The organism is Bradyrhizobium sp. 930_D9_N1_4 (assembly GCF_052076015.1).
Classification (GTDB): domain Bacteria; phylum Pseudomonadota; class Alphaproteobacteria; order Rhizobiales; family Xanthobacteraceae; genus Bradyrhizobium.
This window is the reverse complement of record NZ_CP197236.1, coordinates 4411569-4427862: the sequence shown is the minus strand read 5'-3', so window position 1 is coordinate 4427862 and position 16294 is coordinate 4411569. Positions and strand designations below refer to the sequence as shown.

General features: G+C 64.7%; 16 protein-coding genes. 6 read left to right on the top strand and 10 right to left on the bottom strand.

Translation table 11 applies throughout. The annotated features are described in order from the left end of the window. Positions 1-130: 130 nt before the first annotated feature. Together chrA and AB7532_RS20875 are read right to left on the bottom strand one after the other, a co-directional pair. On the bottom strand, positions 131-1516 hold the full coding sequence (gene chrA, locus AB7532_RS20880) for a chromate efflux transporter (RefSeq protein WP_441236618.1): 1386 nt from the start codon (positions 1514-1516) through the stop codon (positions 131-133). Next, positions 1516-2334, bottom strand: a complete 819-nt coding sequence (locus AB7532_RS20875) for a chromate resistance protein ChrB domain-containing protein (protein WP_441236617.1) — start codon at positions 2332-2334, stop codon at positions 1516-1518. The genes chrA and AB7532_RS20875 overlap by 1 nt, the downstream gene beginning before the upstream one ends. Positions 2335-2530: 196 nt before the next feature. Here AB7532_RS20875 and dmeF point away from each other — a divergent pair, with 196 nt between their 5' ends. From dmeF to AB7532_RS20860, 3 genes are all read left to right on the top strand, one after another. After that, complete coding sequence (dmeF, locus tag AB7532_RS20870) at positions 2531-3505, top strand: CDF family Co(II)/Ni(II) efflux transporter DmeF (protein ID WP_441236616.1); 975 nt, start codon at positions 2531-2533, stop codon at positions 3503-3505. Positions 3506-3594: 89 nt separating this feature from the next. Then, complete coding sequence (locus AB7532_RS20865) at positions 3595-4416, top strand: N-acyl homoserine lactonase family protein (protein WP_441236615.1); 822 nt, start codon at positions 3595-3597, stop codon at positions 4414-4416. Between the two features lie 84 nt (positions 4417-4500). Then, the gene (locus tag AB7532_RS20860) at positions 4501-5379 is read left to right on the top strand and encodes a DMT family transporter (protein WP_441236614.1); all 879 of its coding nucleotides are present in this window, start codon (positions 4501-4503) and stop codon (positions 5377-5379) included. On the opposite strand, the gene AB7532_RS20855 is transcribed toward AB7532_RS20860, so the two are convergent. The 3 genes from AB7532_RS20855 to AB7532_RS20845 form a co-directional block, all read right to left on the bottom strand. Next, positions 5376-5567: a hypothetical protein gene (locus AB7532_RS20855; protein WP_441236613.1), complete on the bottom strand. Its 192-nt coding sequence runs from the start codon at positions 5565-5567 to the stop codon at positions 5376-5378. The two genes, AB7532_RS20860 and AB7532_RS20855, sit on opposite strands and share 4 nt — an antisense overlap. A gap of 31 nt (positions 5568-5598) precedes the next feature. Continuing rightward, entirely contained in the window at positions 5599-6756 is a 1158-nt protein-coding gene (locus AB7532_RS20850) for an MFS transporter (protein WP_441236612.1), read from the bottom strand. Between the two features lie 150 nt (positions 6757-6906). Then, positions 6907-7785: a hypothetical protein gene (locus tag AB7532_RS20845; protein ID WP_441236611.1), complete on the bottom strand. Its 879-nt coding sequence runs from the start codon at positions 7783-7785 to the stop codon at positions 6907-6909. 171 nt (positions 7786-7956) lie between these two features. Here AB7532_RS20845 and AB7532_RS20840 point away from each other — a divergent pair, with 171 nt between their 5' ends. After that, on the top strand, positions 7957-9216 hold the full coding sequence (locus tag AB7532_RS20840; protein ID WP_441236610.1) for an adenylate/guanylate cyclase domain-containing protein: 1260 nt from the start codon (positions 7957-7959) through the stop codon (positions 9214-9216). Positions 9217-9332: 116 nt separating this feature from the next. Here the strand turns inward: AB7532_RS20840 and AB7532_RS20835 are convergent, their stop codons facing one another. Next, positions 9333-10577, bottom strand: a complete 1245-nt coding sequence (locus AB7532_RS20835; RefSeq protein ID WP_441236609.1) for an MFS transporter — start codon at positions 10575-10577, stop codon at positions 9333-9335. 167 nt (positions 10578-10744) lie between these two features. On the opposite strand from AB7532_RS20835, the gene AB7532_RS20830 reads away from it, so the two are divergent. Then, positions 10745-12109, top strand: a complete 1365-nt coding sequence (locus AB7532_RS20830) for an Nramp family divalent metal transporter (protein WP_441236608.1) — start codon at positions 10745-10747, stop codon at positions 12107-12109. A 22-nt stretch (positions 12110-12131) separates the two neighbouring features. Here the strand turns inward: AB7532_RS20830 and AB7532_RS20825 are convergent, their stop codons facing one another. The 4 genes from AB7532_RS20825 to hemB all read right to left on the bottom strand — a co-directional run bounded on the left by AB7532_RS20825 (position 12132) and on the right by hemB (position 15410). Next, the gene (locus tag AB7532_RS20825; protein ID WP_441236607.1) at positions 12132-12608 is read right to left on the bottom strand and encodes a hypothetical protein; all 477 of its coding nucleotides are present in this window, start codon (positions 12606-12608) and stop codon (positions 12132-12134) included. Between the two features lie 42 nt (positions 12609-12650). Further along, positions 12651-13427 (bottom strand): arginyltransferase, encoded by a 777-nt coding sequence (locus tag AB7532_RS20820; RefSeq protein ID WP_441236606.1) that lies wholly within the window; start codon positions 13425-13427, stop codon positions 12651-12653. 130 nt (positions 13428-13557) lie between these two features. Beyond that, entirely contained in the window at positions 13558-14100 is a 543-nt protein-coding gene (locus AB7532_RS20815) for an RDD family protein (RefSeq protein ID WP_441236605.1), read from the bottom strand. A gap of 248 nt (positions 14101-14348) precedes the next feature. Continuing rightward, positions 14349-15410: a porphobilinogen synthase gene (gene hemB / locus AB7532_RS20810; protein ID WP_441236604.1), complete on the bottom strand. Its 1062-nt coding sequence runs from the start codon at positions 15408-15410 to the stop codon at positions 14349-14351. Between the two features lie 125 nt (positions 15411-15535). On the opposite strand from hemB, the gene AB7532_RS20805 reads away from it, so the two are divergent. After that, positions 15536-16039 carry a DUF6163 family protein gene (locus tag AB7532_RS20805; protein ID WP_441236603.1) on the top strand — a complete coding sequence of 168 codons (504 nt, stop codon included), beginning with the start codon at positions 15536-15538 and terminating at the stop codon, positions 16037-16039. Positions 16040-16294: the final 255 nt, after the last annotated feature.

Here is a 16294-nt window from a genome sequence, read left to right as displayed (position 1 = left end):
CAGCAAAGGTGTCATGCCCCGCGAAGGCGGGGCATCCAGTACGCCGCGGCCTATCGGGTCAATCATGATCGTCTCGGAATACTGGATCGCCCGCTTTCGCGGGCGATGACACTGGGAATGCGGCTCGCGCCTAGATCGCGCCCGCCAGCCGCAGCGCCACGCCGGCCGCGCAGCTTGCCGCCAGCACCGTCAGCATCCCGAGCTTGAACCGAAAGATCGCGGTCGCAGCCGCGACCGCCAGCACAAGCGCGGGAATGTCGACGCTCGTCAGCACCGGCCTGTCAAAATCCAGCGGGAAGGCGTGCACCGGCACGGTCTCGCGGAACAGCGTGTGCAGCGCGAACCAGATCGAGAGGTTGAGGATCACGCCGACGACGGCGGCGGTGATCGCACTCAGTGCGCCGGCAAGCCCCGTGTTGCCGCGCAGGCGCTCGATATAGGGCGCGCCGACGAAGATCCAGAGGAAGCACGGCGTGAACGTGACCCAGGTTGCGAGCAGGCCGCCGAACGTGGCCGCGGCCATCGGCGACAAGCCGCCCGGATCGCGATAGGCGGCCATGAAGCCCACGAACTGGAGCACCATGATCAGCGGACCCGGCGTGGTCTCGGCCATGCCGAGACCGTCGAGCATCTCGTGCGGTTTGAGCCAGTGATAATGCTCGACCGCCTGCTGCGCGACATAGGCCAGCACCGCATAGGCGCCGCCGAAGGTGACCAGCGCCATCTTCGAGAAGAACAGCGCGATCTGGCTGAACACACTGGCCTGACCAAGGATCATGAGCAGCGCGACCACCGGCACCAGCCAGAGTGCCAGCCACACCGCAGCGACGCGAACTGCGCGCGCGGTGTTGGGGCGCACATGCTCGGGCACGGCGTCGCCGAGCATGCTGTCGATCACGGCGCTGCTGCCGCCATGACCGTGACCGGCCGGAGCAAATTCCGGACGGCCCTGCCTGGCGCCGACATAGCCGATCATTCCTGCGGCCATGATGATGATCGGGAAGGGGACCGCGAAGAAGAAAATGGCAATGAAAGCGCTCGCGGCCAGCGCGATCATGATGCGGTTCTTCAGCGCGCGCTTGCCGACGCGGAATACGGCCTCGACGACGATGGCGAGGACGGCGGCCTTGAGGCCGAAGAACAGCGCCTCGACGAAGCTGACATTACCAAAGGCCGCATAGATGTAGCTGAGCCCCATGATGGCGAAGATGCCGGGCAGGATGAACAGTCCGCCCGCCATCAGCCCGCCGGCGGTGCGATGCATCAGCCAGCCGATATAGGTCGCAAGCTGCTGCGCCTCCGGACCCGGCAGCAGCATGCAATAGTTCAGCGCATGCAGGAAACGGCCCTCGGAAATCCAGTTCTTCTCCTCAACCAGGATGCGATGCATCACCGCGATCTGGCCCGCGGGCCCGCCAAAGCTCAGGCACGCGACGCGGAGCCAGACGCGAAAGGCTTCACCGAAGCTGATGCCGTGGCCGGCATCAGCTCCTGCTTCAAGATTACGGGTGTCCATTACGCCTTCACCTTGTTGGTCGGCCAGTTGTGCGTCTCGGCCGTGGCGTCGCGGCACCAGCGGTAGAAGGCGTCGTAGAGCAGCATGCCCGCTTCGAGCTGTTCGAGGTCGTCGTCGTACATGCGCGATAGCCCGAGCGAGGCCGCGAGCAGGCCGGGGGCTTCCGGCGCGAGGTCGGGCCGCGCGGTGTCGGCGCCGCGCACCAGCGTTGCGAGACGCAGCAAGGGCGGCGTCGCAATCCCGAACTCCTCGATCATGACGTCGAAGGTGCAGAGCTCGCCGCGGTGGCTCCAGAACACGTTCTCGATGTCGAAGGGAGCGGCATTGAAGCGCTCGCCGACGGCGATCACCTCGGACGGCGCCACATACAGGAACACCGCGTTGGGATCGACGAAGCGGCGGATCAGCCAGGGGCAAGCGATTCGGTCGACCTTTGGTCGCGCCCGTGTCACCCAGACGGTGCGGCCCTTGGCGTCGCGCGGCGGCAGCTTGCGGGCGTCGACCAGCGGCAGCTTGGCCGCTTTCCAGCCTTCGAAACCGTCTTCCAGCGTTTCCGCCTCGGCGCCGAGTTGCCTGAGCCAGGCGGCCGTGCCCTGTGCGAGCTTGGCGCCGCGCAGGCAGGAGACGATCGCGGTGCGGCCGGCAAACGCGCCACCCCATTCCGCAACGGTCTCGTGGCTGAGCTTGATGGAGCCCGGGATCAGCCGCCGGTCGGCAGCAAAATCTTCCTCGGTGCGCACGTCGATCAGGACGGGTGCATTGGCTGTGCCGATCAGGCGCGCCAATTTATCGGATGATATGGTCGTGAACGTTGACATGATGCGTCCTCGCATAAAACGAACGGGACGCGATACTTGGGCATGTCGCCTCGTGGGGAGATCGCTCAAATCCCCATGGGCCGATTACAGCGAAACCAGGCGGAACTGTCAATCGTTAGCGCGATCGGACCTTAGAAAATCGGCGGCCGCCGGTCTATAATGTGCGCCAAGAAACCTGAATCTTCTGGAGAATTCGATGCATTCCCACTCCATTGAACAGTGGACACATGATCACGCCTTCCTCGGCGACAAGCATGACGAGAATGAGCGTCGCACCTGGCTCGTGGCCGTCCTGACGCTGGTCATGATGGTGGGGGAGATCGTCGCCGGCTCGCTGTTCGGCTCGATGGCGCTGCTCGCCGACGGCTGGCACATGGGCACGCATGCAGCCGCACTCGGCATCGCCGCTTTTGCCTACCGCTTTGCGCGCCGGCACCTGGGGAATGCGCATTTCACCTTCGGGACCGGCAAGTTCGGTGATCTCGCGGCTTTCTCCAGCGCGATCATTCTGGGCTTGATCGCGGTCGAGATCGCCTATGAGAGCGTGCTGCGGCTGTTTACGCCGGTGCCGATCGTCTATGGCGAGGCGATCGCGGTGGCGGCACTCGGCCTCTGCGTCAATCTCGTCAGCGCCTGGCTGCTGCGCGGCAGCCACGATCATCACCACCGCGGCCACGATCACGGCCATGTGCATCATGATCACGACGACCACGACCATGATCATGATCATGATCATCACCACCATCACCACGACAACAATCTCCGCGCCGCCTATGTTCACGTCATGGCGGATGCCGCGACCTCGGTGCTGGCGATCGCAGCACTCGTCGTCGCGATGTATTCGGGCTGGGTCTGGGCTGATCCGGCCGTCGGCCTGATCGGCAGCGCCGTGATTGCGAGCTGGGCATTCGGCCTGGTCAAGAGTTCCGGCGCGGTGCTGCTCGACGTGCGCGCGGACGAGAAGCTGGAGCGCACCATCCGGGCGCGCGTGGAAGTCGGCGACGACCGCGTCACCGATCTGCATCTCTGGCAGGTCGGCCCCGGCCATTGCGCCGTGCTGATGTCGGTGGTCTCGGATACGCCGCAGCAGCCGGCCGTCTACAAGCGGCGGCTTGCCGGACTGAAGGGGCTGAGCCACGTCACGGTCGAGGTCGAGACCTGCCCGCATTGACCTGACGAGCGGGAGCGGAATTCAGCGGCACGGCCGGGGTTGATCTTCGGTCGCAGGCTGCGCAAGGCGCTGCATGGAGGGACGTAAGGATGATGCCAAGGATCAAGTTTGCTCTCGTCGCCGCCGCACTGGCCTTATCAAGCCAGGCGGCTGTCGCGCAGTCGGGCGTCGAAAGGCTCTACGTCCTCAATTGCGGGGAGGGCACTGCCGGCGACATCTCGCGCTGGACGCCCGGCCTGAACGAAGGCAAGACGATGGACTTCGTCGACAGCTGCTACCTCATCAAGCACAGCAAGGGCTGGTTCCTGTGGGATACCGGCATTGCCGATTCAGTTGCGGCGATGCCGAATGGTCTTGCGCCCGCCGATCCCAAGGCCGTGACGTGGAAGCGGCCGAAGACGCTGCAAGCCCAGATCGAACAGCTTGGGCTCAAGCCCGATGACATCAAGGCGATGGCGGTGTCGCACACGCATCCTGATCACACCGGCAATGTCGAGCTGTTCCCGCAGGCCACGCTTTACGTGCAGAAGGCCGAATATGACTGGCCCGGCGCCAACAACGAGCCGCGCTTCAAGCCCTCGCATCCGGTCGAGCTGCTCACCGGCGACAAGGACGTTTTCGGCGACGGCGGCGTGACCATCCTGTCGACGCCGGGCCATACGCCGGGGCACCAGTCGCTGCTGGTGAAGCTGCCGAAGACCGGCGCGGTGGTGCTGTCGGGCGATGCCGTTCACTTCAGGGATAATTGGGACAACCGCCGTGTCCCCAGCATGAACGCCAACAAGGAGCTGAGCGCTTCGTCGATGCAGAAGATTGCGGACACGCTGGACAAGGAGAAGGCGCAGCTCTGGATCAACCACGACAAGGCCCAGCGCGACAGCCAGAAGATGGCGCCGCAGTTTTACGACTAGCTGCCCGCGGCGCACCTGTTGCCACGACGGTGGCAGCAGGGCCGTGCTAGGCGCCCACAACAAGCTCCGCAACGGGAGACAATCGTGGACGAGTGGGTCGGGGTCGCGATCGCGCTGGTGTCGAGCAGCCTCGGCGGCACCGCGGCGGCAATCACCCGCTATCTCGTCGGCGGTGCCGATCCGATTTTGCTCGCGATCCTGCGCTGGGGGATCGGCTTTCTCTGCCTGTTGCCATGCGCGCTCGTGCTCGGTGTGCGCTGGCCGCAGCGGTCGGACTGGCCGGCGGTGGCGCTGCTCGGCATCTGCTTCTTCGGGCTGTTCTTCATCCTCTACCACATCGCGGTGTCCTACACGACCGCGGCGCGCGCCAGTCTCGCGCTGGCAACGCTACCGCTCCACACCATGGTCGTCGGCGCGATCCTGGGCGTGGAGCGTCTCACCGCGCGCAAGATCATCGGTGTCGGCATCGCCGTGCTCGGCGTGACGGCAGCGCTGGCCGCGGGCCTCGCGCAGAGCCCGCCCGGTGCCTGGCGCGGCGAGCTGATCATGACCGGCGCGGTGTTCTGCATGGCGTTCTACAACGTGCTGTCGCGTCCGCTGATGCAGCGCTCCAGCGCGCTCGGCTTTCTCACCGTCGGCATGGGCGCAGGTGCTGCCGTGCTGGTGCTGGCGGGTCTGGTGAAGGGCAGCTTTGCGGCGCTCGAGCACTTTACGAGCGCGCAGTGGATCGCTGGCATCTATCTCGGAATCGGCGGTGGTGCGCTCGCCTTCATCCTCTGGGTCATGGCGCTGACGCGGGCGACGCCGACGCGGGTCGCCAATACGATGACGGTCAATCCGATCGCGGCGACCTTGCTGGCGGCGCTGCTGATCGGCGAGCCGATCACGCCAAATCTTCTGATCGGGCTGGTTGCCGTGTTCGCCGGCATCTGGATCGCGACCAGCGAGGCGAAACCGGCCTAGCTCTTTGGCGCGGTCGCGGCCGGCGGGCTCGTGTCCGGCAGCTTCTTCGGCTTCAGCGAACCGGCATAGAACGAGACCAGCCACACCAGGATGATGGCGAGGAGGTAGACGCCCCAGGCCTGCGGCGGCGTGGTCGCCCAGCGCAGGAGGCCTTTGAAGGTGCGGGGCGGGCGATTGTCCTCGGTCATGGCCCGCTTGTGCGCGAAAGCTGGTGCATGGTCAATCCGGCGACGGTCCCGGCCGGATCAGGAACAGCGCGGCCAGCGCCGAGAGACTGAGCGCGGACGAGACGATCAGCACCTTGGCGCCCATGACGTCAATCAACAGCCCGAAGGCGAGCGGCGCCACGGCCTGAGCCATGCGTGCCGGCGCGCCGATGATGCCGAGGCGATAGCCGAAATCCTTCGGGCCGAAGATCGCCAGCGGCAGCGTCCCGCGCGCGATCGTCAAGATGCCGTTGCCGGAGCCGTAGAGCAGCGCGAATGCACTTGCCGCGGGCGCGCCGAAGATAGCGACGACGGCCGCGCCGAGCGGATGGGTGACGCAGGCAAGGCGCGTCGACCACAGGGGATGGAAACGGCTCAGAAACCCCGCTTCGAGAATGCGCGCGACCACCTGCGCCGGCCCGATCAGTGCGCCGGCCGCGATCGCCTCGACATGCGTCGCGCCCATTGTCTCCAGCAGGCGCGGGAAATGGACGGCCATGGCGCCGGTGACGGTCCAGACCGCGGCGAAGACGAAGGCGAGCAGCACCATCGTGCGGTCGAGCGGCACATGCGGCTTCCCGGCCGTCGCAGCCGCCTGCCTGGCGCCCTTGATCGACGGCAGCATGAAGAGATTGAGGGGCAGGCCGATCAGGATGTTGGCGGCCGCCCACGCAAAGCAGGTCTCGCGCCAGCCGATATGCGACAGGCCCCAGGCGGTGAGGGGCCAGCCGACGGTGGAGGCAAAGCCCGCCATCAGCGTGATGCCGGTGATGGACCTGCGCGCCTCGGTGCCGTAGATGCGGCCGAGCGCGGCGAAGGCGGCATCGTACAGCCCCATCGCCATGCCGATTCCGAGCACGAGCCAGGCGAAGGCCATCACCGCCACGGACTGCGAGAAGCCGAGCAGCATGAGGCCGGCGGCGATGATCAAGTTCGAGGCCGACAGCACCTGCCGTCCGCCGACGAGGTCGATCTGCCGGCCGATGCGCGGGCCGAGCATCGCCGCGATGACCAGCGAAGCCGAGAACGCGCCGAAGATCCAGTTGGAGGAGACGCCGAGGTCGCGCGCCATGGGATCGGCGATCAACGCCGGCAGATAATAGCTGGAAGCCCAGGCGAGGGTCTGCGAGGTGCCGAGCGCCAGAATGATCGGAAGCTGGCGCCGGCTCATATCCCGGTGTTTCTGGTCGACGGTTTCATCGGTTGCATTTGCGGCCCGCGGCGGGAACGCGTCAACCGCTTCTGCTTCATGTTACTGGTATTGGCGCGAATGCCGCAATGTACGGAACGTGATTGTTAGGGCGATCTGGCCGCGTTTTTGTCACGCGGCGCCATTTTGCGGCCCCGTAGCCGTGAAATTAATCCTTGGAAAGGAGCTTCCATCGGATTGGCGGACTTCGCCATTCCATTCGGCCCTTGCGCAAATTTCTGAGACTCTTCGGATGTCGGGCTGGAAGACGGTGCTATAGACCGCGCGCGAGTAAATGACCCATTTTACCTTCCGCGCCTTAAGGTTGGAAAGGTCCTCACCGCAGATATGCATCATCTGGCCGGTTCCTTGAATTGTCGGACCGAGAATGCCTTTCATATTTTCTGGATTGGGCACTTCCATATCAAACACGGGAATCGTCGCTTCCAGGGGCACGATCATTGCTGTCGTAAATATTTCAAGTTGAATTGCTGGACTTCGACCGGTGTTCGTCCATTTTGGAATTGCGCCTAGGCCCTCGCTGTAGTGAACTCCATCGACAAATAGATTTGTAATAGCAGCTGCGTCTATTCCGTCGGGGGTGATCCAGGCTCTTTCGGAGTAGGCCGCTTCTGCTGCAGCGGTAGCTGCATCTTTAGCGATCTTTAGCGACGCCTGCATATCGCGGGATTGAACCTCAGAGCTTTCGCGCAAGAACTTGATTTGCTTCTCGCCTGTGAAGTAAAGGCCGAATGTGGCTCCACCAAGCGCGATGGTGGCAAATGCCAATACGCCGGTGAAGACCGTGAGCCATAGAGTGTAGTAAGCGAGGGCTTCGTCAGTTTCCTCCTTCTTGGACTTGGCCTCGTGGTGTGACGTGGGGTGTTCGGTGACTTCGCTGACCCGCTCTATGGTCGCATTAGGTCCGTATAAACCCCAAAACACGCTCCCACCCGATGCAAAACCCATTATCGATGCAAAGAGTATCCAAACAATCCAACGCTGATACATCGGCCCCTCCTGCTGCCAATTTTTTCTAATACTACCTTTTCGAGTTCCAGGACTGCAATGCACGCCACAAGGGGGGCGTTGCGGAGGGCGTCCACTACGCCGGACCGACGGAGACGCGAGGCTCGCCGACATCCGCCTTTCGTTGGTCACGAATGCACGCCATAATGGCGTATGCAATTGACCTCGCGCCTTGCGCTGATGAATTGGCTGACCAGTCAGGGGCTCACGGGCCTGCCTGAGAACGAACTGCTTCGCGGGTTCTGCGAGCGCTGCCGCGCCGAAGGCCTGGAGCTCTCGCGCGGGCTCGTCGTCATCGACACCCTGCATCCGATCTATGAGGGCCGCGGCTTCCGCTGGAGCGACCGTGCCAGCAACGAGAGCGACGCCTTCGAATATGGCTCGACCGCCGAAGGCGACGCTGCCCAGAGCTGGCGCCGCTCGGTGTTCTTCCACTTGCTCGAGCACGGCCAGGACGAGATGGTGATCGATCTCGCCGACGCGCCGTCGATGGATTTCTCGCAGATCGGCGAGCTCGCCGAAAAGGGCCACAAGCACTATCTCGCCTTCGTGCACCGCTTCGGGGAGAATGGCGCGCTTGGCCTGATGGACTGCTTCTATTCCTGCTGGACCACGCGCAGCCCCGATGGCTTTGGCGAAGAGGGGCTGGAGGCGCTGCGCGATCTCGTGCCGGTGCTGGGGCTCGCGATCAAGTCGGCGCAGCAGGTCGACATCGCGCGCACGCTCGGCCGCGTCTATCTCGGCCGCGATGCCTCCGAACAGGTTTTGCGCGGGCGGATCTCGCGCGGCGTCACCGAGCGCATCAATGCCGTGCTGTGGTATTCGGATTTGCGCGGCTCGACCGGGATCAGCGAGAGCATCGGGCCCGACGAGATCATCCCGTTTCTCAACGACTATGCGCAGGCCGTGATCGACGCGATCCACGATGCGGGCGGCGACGTGCTGAAGCTGATCGGCGACGGCGTGCTGGCGATGTTCACCGGTGCGGACATGGCGGATTCCCGTCGCGCGGCGCTGCGGGCCGAGCATCTCTCCCGCAAGAACGTCACGGCGCTCAACGCACGCCGGGAGGCTGCCGGCCGTCCCACCACGTCGGCCTATATCGGCCTGCATGTCGGCGAGGTCTTTTACGGCAATATCGGCAGCGAAGACCGGCTCGATTTCACGGTGGTCGGCCCGACGGTGAACGAGGTCAGCCGCATCGCCTCGATGAGCCGCTCCGTCGACCGCGAGCTGCTGGCGTCCGCAGAGTTCTACAAGGGGCTCGACGCCGCTGGCCGCCGTTACCTCGTCTCTACAGGCCGCTACGCGCTGCGCGGCATCGGCCGCGCGCAGGATTTGTACACGCTCGATCCGGAAGTCGATGCGAGCGAGCCGGTGACCGGCAGCTACGAGCGGTATCTGGCGAATTAGGCCGGGCTGTTTCAACACACTCCGTCATTGCGAGGAGCTCTTGCGACGAAGCAATCCAGACTGTCTCCGTTGAGGGATTCTGGATTGCTTCGCTACGCTCGCAATGACGATCGTGGCTAGCACCGCGCCGCCACCTCGTCCCCCACCATGTCGGGCTGCCGGTCCAGCGCCACGGCGGGCGACAGCCAGATCACCAGTGCCTGCACGCCGAACACGGCCGCCGCGAGATAGAGACACGCTTCAGCGCTCCAGAACCCGCCGACGATCGCGCCCAGTGCCGAGCCGAGGGGACGCGCGCCGAAGCTCATGATGTTGATGGCGGAGACCCGCCCCAACAGCCGCGGTGGCGTCACCGATTGGCGCAGCGTCGTGGTCGAGATCACCCACAGGATCGGTCCGACGCCGAGCAGGAAAAAGCTGAGTGACGCGAGAAAGGGCGAGGGGACCAGCACCGTCAGCGCCATCACCACCGCGGCGACGAAACCCGTGACCGGGCCGAGGCCGACCACGGTGCCGAACGCGATGCGCTTCATCACGCGCGTGGCGAACAGCGCACCGATTACCATGCCGACACCGTACATCGTGAGCACGGTGCCGACGCCGGTGGCGGTCAGTCCGAGATGGCGCACGGCGTAGGGCACGAACACCGCGATCTGGAGGAACCATCCGGTGTTGAAGATGAACTGGGTCATGAACACAGGCCGCAGCAGCGGATGATGAAACACGAAGGCGGCGCCTTCGCGGATGTCCTGGAACGGATGGCGGCGCGGCGAAGGGGCACGCGCGGGCTCGTAGAGTCCGGAGAGCAGCAGGACCGCAATGGCCGAGAGCGACGCGGCAAGGCCGAAAGCGAGACTCGCGCCCCACCATCCCACCAGCGCGCCGCCGAGCGCGGGGCCGCTGGCAAAGGCGATGGTGCGGGCGAGTTCGATGCGGGCATTCGCGGCCGGCAACAGCTCCGCGCTGACCAGTGAGGGCACCAGCGCCGGCGCGGCCACACTGTAGACGACGGTGCCGCACACGGCAGTGAAGCCGAGCAGGGCCAGCAGCGGCAGATTGAGCGCGCCGAGCCCGAGCAGCAGCACGATCGCCGCAAGCGCCGCAGCGCGTAGTGCTTCCGCGCCTGCCATCAGTGAGCGGCGCGAGATGCGGTCGGCGAGCAGGCCGGCCGGAATCGCGAACAGGACGAAAGGCAGAGTGAGCGCGGTCTGGAGCAGGCCGGTCTGGCCTTCGGCGACGCCCAGCGTCAGCACCGCGACGATGGGCGCGGCGGCCAGGGCGATCTGCTCGGCCGACTGCGCCGCGAGGTTGGACCAGGCGAGGCGGTTGAAGGTGTCGGGGAGGCGTGGGGGATTTGACATGGCTCATTCCTGCAAAATCGGGTTGGCGCCAGTATCCGCTTCTCGGGAAGCCCAAACCCACCCGCTTCCCGACACGACGGGGGACGGGAGCCGTCCGGGAACCAATGCCGCTAGATGCAGTTGCAAATGAGTTGCAATAAGCATCGACTTCGCTATTCTCGCCCGTCATGGATGCTCGATCGCCTGATTTGACCCAAAACCTGACCCGAGACGCGGCCGGCTGGCGCGCTGATGCGCCCACCACCAAGAGCCTTGCAGAGGTGAATTCCACGGTTGCGGTCCCGACGGCAGGGGTGTGGTGGCGCCGGCTGCTCGCCTTTGTCGGTCCGGGCTACATGGTTTCGGTCGGGTACATGGACCCCGGCAATTGGGCGACCGACCTCGCCGGTGGGTCGAAGTTCGGCTACACGCTGCTCTCGGTCATCCTGCTCTCGAATTTGATGGCGATCCTGCTCCAATCGCTGGCGGCACGGCTCGGCATCGTCACCGACCGCGACCTCGCGCAGGCCTGCCGCGCGACGTATTCGCCGGCGGTGAACTTCCTGCTCTGGCTCGCCTGCGAAGCCGCGATCATCGCCTGCGATCTCGCCGAGGTCATCGGCACCGCGATTGCACTCAAACTGCTGTTCGGCATTCCCCTGATCGGCGGCGCGCTGATCGCCGCGCTCGATGCCTTCCTGCTGCTGATCCTGATGAACCGCGGCTTCCGCTTCCTCGAAGCCTTCGTTATGGCGCTGCTCGCCGTGATCGCGGTCTGCTTCGTCGTCCAGATCGCGGCAGCGGCGCCGCCGGTGGCGGAGGTCCTGCACGGCTTCATGCCGAAGACCGAGATCTTCACCAATCCGGAGATGCTCTACATCGCGATCGGCATCATCGGTGCGACCGTGATGCCGCATAATCTCTATCTGCACTCCTCGATCGTGCAGACGCGCGCCTATCAGCGCAACGACGAGGGCCGGCGCGAAGCCATCAAATGGGCGACGACGGACTCGACCATCGCCCTGATGCTGGCGCTGTTCATCAACGCTGCGATCCTCGTGGTCGCCGCGGCGACCTTCCACAAGAGCGGCCATTCCGATGTCGCCGAGATCGGCCAGGCTTTCGAACTGCTCTCACCGTTGCTGGGGCTGGGGATCGCCTCGACGCTGTTCGCGGTGGCGCTGCTTGCCTCCGGTCTCAACTCGACGGTGACGGCGACGCTCGCCGGCCAGATCGTGATGGAGGGCTTTCTCGACCTGCGCCTGCCGAGCTGGGCGCGCCGCCTGCTCACGCGCGGCATCGCCATCATTCCGGTAATCATCGTCACCGCAATCTATGGCGAGCGCGGCACGGCGGATCTCTTGGTGTTCAGCCAGGTCGTGCTGTCGATGCAGCTGCCCTTCGCCGTCATCCCGCTGGTGCGTTTCGTCTCCGACCGCCGCAAGATGGGCAAGTTCGCGATCCCGCCCTATGTCGCCGCGATCGCATGGATCGTCGCGGGCATCATCGTGATTTTGAATCTGAAGCTGCTGGCGGATACGCTGTTCGGGTGAGCACGCCTGCAAGCGTGGGCCGCTAGCAGAGCCCACTCATGTGCCTGAATTTCCAGAGCGACGGCAATCCCTGTGGGTTGGCTTTCGGCACGTAACCCCGCAAGGTCGTCTTCGGTCCCTTCTGCTTGAACTCCTCGATCCCGCACGATGTCGGGCCTTCGTACACACTCACTGTCACGAGATAGAAATCGGGAAGAACGCCATCGACCCGGGCTTCGGATTCGACATCGAAGTTCGGGTAACGCCATGTGTAAATGGTCTTGCGGCCGAGCTCGGGCTTGTCGAACAAGGGAACATCCGGCGCGAAGAGATCAGCAAACTCACCGATCTTGCCGACCGGCTGACCGTAGTCCTTGAGAAACGGAAGCTTCGGGGGCGGAGGCGTCACCGCGATGCAGCGACCAAAATACTCCTTGTGGCCGGCATCGCAGTCATGAGCGTGGATGCTCGACGGCGCAATTAACGCGAGTGCGAACAGGACGAAAATTGCAGACCGCAAGCACAGGCCTATGCTCGCAGCACGACCTCGAACCACCGCTTCTTAATCCTGCGGCTCGGACGCCGCATCGCCCTGCGCATCGATGCGCAACCAGCCTGACGGCGCCAGACGCTGCTGCGGCAGGAAGCGGGCCTTGTAGTCCATCTTCTTGGAGCCTTCGATCCAGTAGCCCAGATAGACGTAGGGCAATCCCTGCCTGCGGGCGCGGGCGATGTGGTCGAGGATCATGAAGGTGCCCATCGAGCGGCTGACCTGGCTCGGCTCGAAGAACGAATAGACCATCGACAGGCCATCGCTGAGCACGTCGGTCAGCGCCACCGCGATCAGCTCCTCGCCGCGGCCGGTGATGCCGCTGTCAGGGCCGCGCTTGCGGTACTCGATGATGCGGGTCTCGACATGGCTGTCCTCGACCATCATGGCGTAGTCGAGCACGGTCATGTCGGCCATGCCGCCATGGCGATGGCGGGAGTCGAGATAGGCGCGGAACACCGAATATTGCTCGGAGGTCGGCACTGCGCTGCGCTGCTCGCCGATGATGTCGGCGTTGCGGGCGATGACTTTGCGGAAGTTGCGGGAGGCGCGGAACTCGTTGGCGACGACCCGGACCGAGACGCAGGCACGGCACTGGTCGCAGGCGGGACGGTAGGCGATCGACTGGCTCCGACGGAATCCGCCATGGGTCAGGAGGTCGTTGAGGTCGCCCGCGCGCTCGCCCACGAGGTGCGTAAACACCTTGCGCTCATGCCGACCCGGTAGATACGGGCAGGGGGACGGCGCCGTGAGGTAAAATTGGGGGGTGTCGCGCGAGTGCTGGGTCAAGGGACGTCGTGGGCCTCCGAAGTGAACATGAGCATCGCGCTACGGAAGCCCCCGGTCAATTGGCCTGCTCGGCAGGTCAGATCAGTCAGCTTAGCTGGTTCCGGTTGATAGGTTCTTGATCCCTGGATTTTCAATAAGTCCTGGCGGCCTGGGGCACGGGGGCGCGAACGGAATTGTTGATCACGACCGTTCCCAGCACGAAATCATGCAGCAGGCGGCGGCGGCCGTTGAACAGGCCGAGCAGCACCACGAAGGGCGTGAGGAACGAGACCGTCACCCAGAACAGCACGGCATGGGTGGCGCCGAGCACGAAATAGCCAGATCCGCCGTACCAGGTGCGCAGCTCCAGATCCATCAGGCGCATGCCGATCGTCGCCGACGAGGGACCGCCGATGCAGGCGCCGTAATAGACGATGGCCCAGATCACGGAGGCTGGCCAGGCGATCCCGAACAGCAGAAAGCCGACGCCGAGCGTGACCACGCCGAACACAAAGATGAAGACATAGCCGAGGATGACAGGCACCGAGATGATGACCAGGTCGATCAGAAAAGCGAACGCCCGCCGCGTCGCGACGCCGCGGAACAGCTCCGGATGCAGGTCAGGGTCGTAGGCATGCGGCTGAACCGCACCGCTATTGCGCCAGGTGCCTGAACTACCCGAATCGTACGACATGTCCGTCCTCCCAAGGGGAAACAGAGGGAAACCCCTCGAGCAGGACATGGGAACAGGCCATCCCCGTGCCAAGGGCGCACGGCCGTCAGCAAGCCGAAATATTCCGGCGATTCGGGGGCGGATGGGGCCGTTTGCGCTACTGCCGTAGGGTGGGCAAAGGCGCGTCAGCGCCGTGCCCACCATTGTCCGCTGTCGTGCACGATGGATGGATTGGTGGGCACGCTTTCGCTTTGCCCACCCTACGGCACCTATCCTTGGGTGCGCAGCTTCTCCGCCACCTTCGGCGCGAAATAGCTGAGCACGCCGTCGGCGCCGGCGCGCTTGAACGCCAACAGGCTCTCCATCATCGCGCGCTCGCCGTCGAGCCAACCGTTGTTCGCAGCCGCCGCGATCATCGCGTATTCACCGGAGACCTGGTAGGCGAAGGTCGGCATCGCGAAAGTGTCCTTCACGCGGCGGACGACGTCGAGATAGGGCATGCCGGGCTTCACCATCACCATGTCGGCGCCCTCCGCGATGTCGAGCTCGACCTCGCGCAGCGCTTCATCCGTGTTGGCGCTGTCCATCTGGTAGGTGCGCTTGTCGCCGGTCAGCGTCTTCGCCGAGCCGATGGCGTCGCGGAACGGGCCGTAGAAGGCGGAAGCGTACTTTGCCGCATAGGCCATGATCTGCACATCGAGCAGGCCGCTGCGGTCCAGCCCCTCGCGGATCGCGGCGACGCGGCCGTCCATCATGTCGGAGGGCGCGATGATGTCGCAGCCGGCTTCGGCCTGCACCAAGGCCTGACGCACCAGCACGGCGACCGTCTCGTCGTTCAAAATCCTGCCGTCGGAGATCAGGCCGTCATGGCCGTGACTTGTGAAGGGATCGAGCGCGACGTCACAGAGGATGCCGATGTCAGGAAATTCCTTCTTGATCGCGCGCACCGCCTGGCAGACCAGGTTATCCGGGTTGGTCGCTTCCGTGCCCTCCTCGTCGCGCAGGGACGGGTCGGTGTAGGGAAACAGCGCAAGGCAGGGGATGGTGAGCTTCATGGCCCGCTCGGCCTCCCGCACGGCCTGGTCGACGCTGAGGCGCTCGACGCCGGGCATCGAGGCAATTGGCTCGCGCTTGTTGTTGCCGTCGATCAGGAACAGCGGCCAGATCAGGTCGTCGGTGGTGAGCACGTTCTCGCGCACCATGCGCCGGGCCCATTCGGCCTTGCGGTTGCGGCGCGGGCGGACGGTCAGATCGAGGGCATGGGGCACTGCTGTACCCTCCCGGCGCGAAACCTCGCGCAATTCGATCGGACGTCCGTATTTAATCGCCATCACTCTTCCTCCGGCTGGAATTATTCTTATACCAGCTCGCATGGTTCCCGTCACCGCGGCTTGACCTGCCGCAAGAGATGGGCGGCCGATTGATTTTGCAGGGCGAAGCAGCCAGAAGGGGGCCCATGTCCGAGATCTCCACCCGCGATGCGGCCCGTGACGGCGCCAATGCCAGGGATGCCGCCCGAGACAACGCCAGAGACAATGCAATGTCGGTGGCGGCGATCTCGTCGGAGCGGCCGGAGTCCGACGACAACGTCTGGACGCGCCGGCTGGTGCTGTTCCTGCGGGTGATGGCGCTGCTCTCGATCCTGAAGGGCCTCTATCACTGGGCGCAGGTCACCGGCTTCGTCGGCGGCGAGGATGAGGCGTTCGAAAACCAGTCGATGGCCTGGCAGGCCGCGACCGTCTACTTCGCCGTGATCGAGCTCGTCGCCGCAGTCGGTCTGTGGCTGGCGACGCCCTGGGGCGCGGTGGTGTGGCTGACGACCGTGGTGTCGATGGCAGTGATCGAGCTGATGTTCCCGGGCATCTATGGCGGCAGCCTGGTCGTCGTCGGCGTCGAAGCCTTCATGCTCGCTGCCTATCTCGCGCTCGCCTGGATGGCTGCGCGGGAACGCCCGCCATAGCGCGCCGACGATTTCAACTTGCGCTCTCTCGTGTCCCGGACGCTGCGCAGCACCAACAGCGCGTTTACGCGCGTCTTCACGCACTATGGTGATGCGCAGCAGAGCCGGGGCCCACGTCTCCGCAATCTCGTTTTTGGCCCCTGGGTCCCGAATCTTCGCTTCGCTCGTCCGGGACACGACCGCAGTTGTGGCCGCTTGGTTGACCGTTGGTTGCGTAAAATTCGACGTAACTTTTCGCTAACCAGCCCGTTCCGC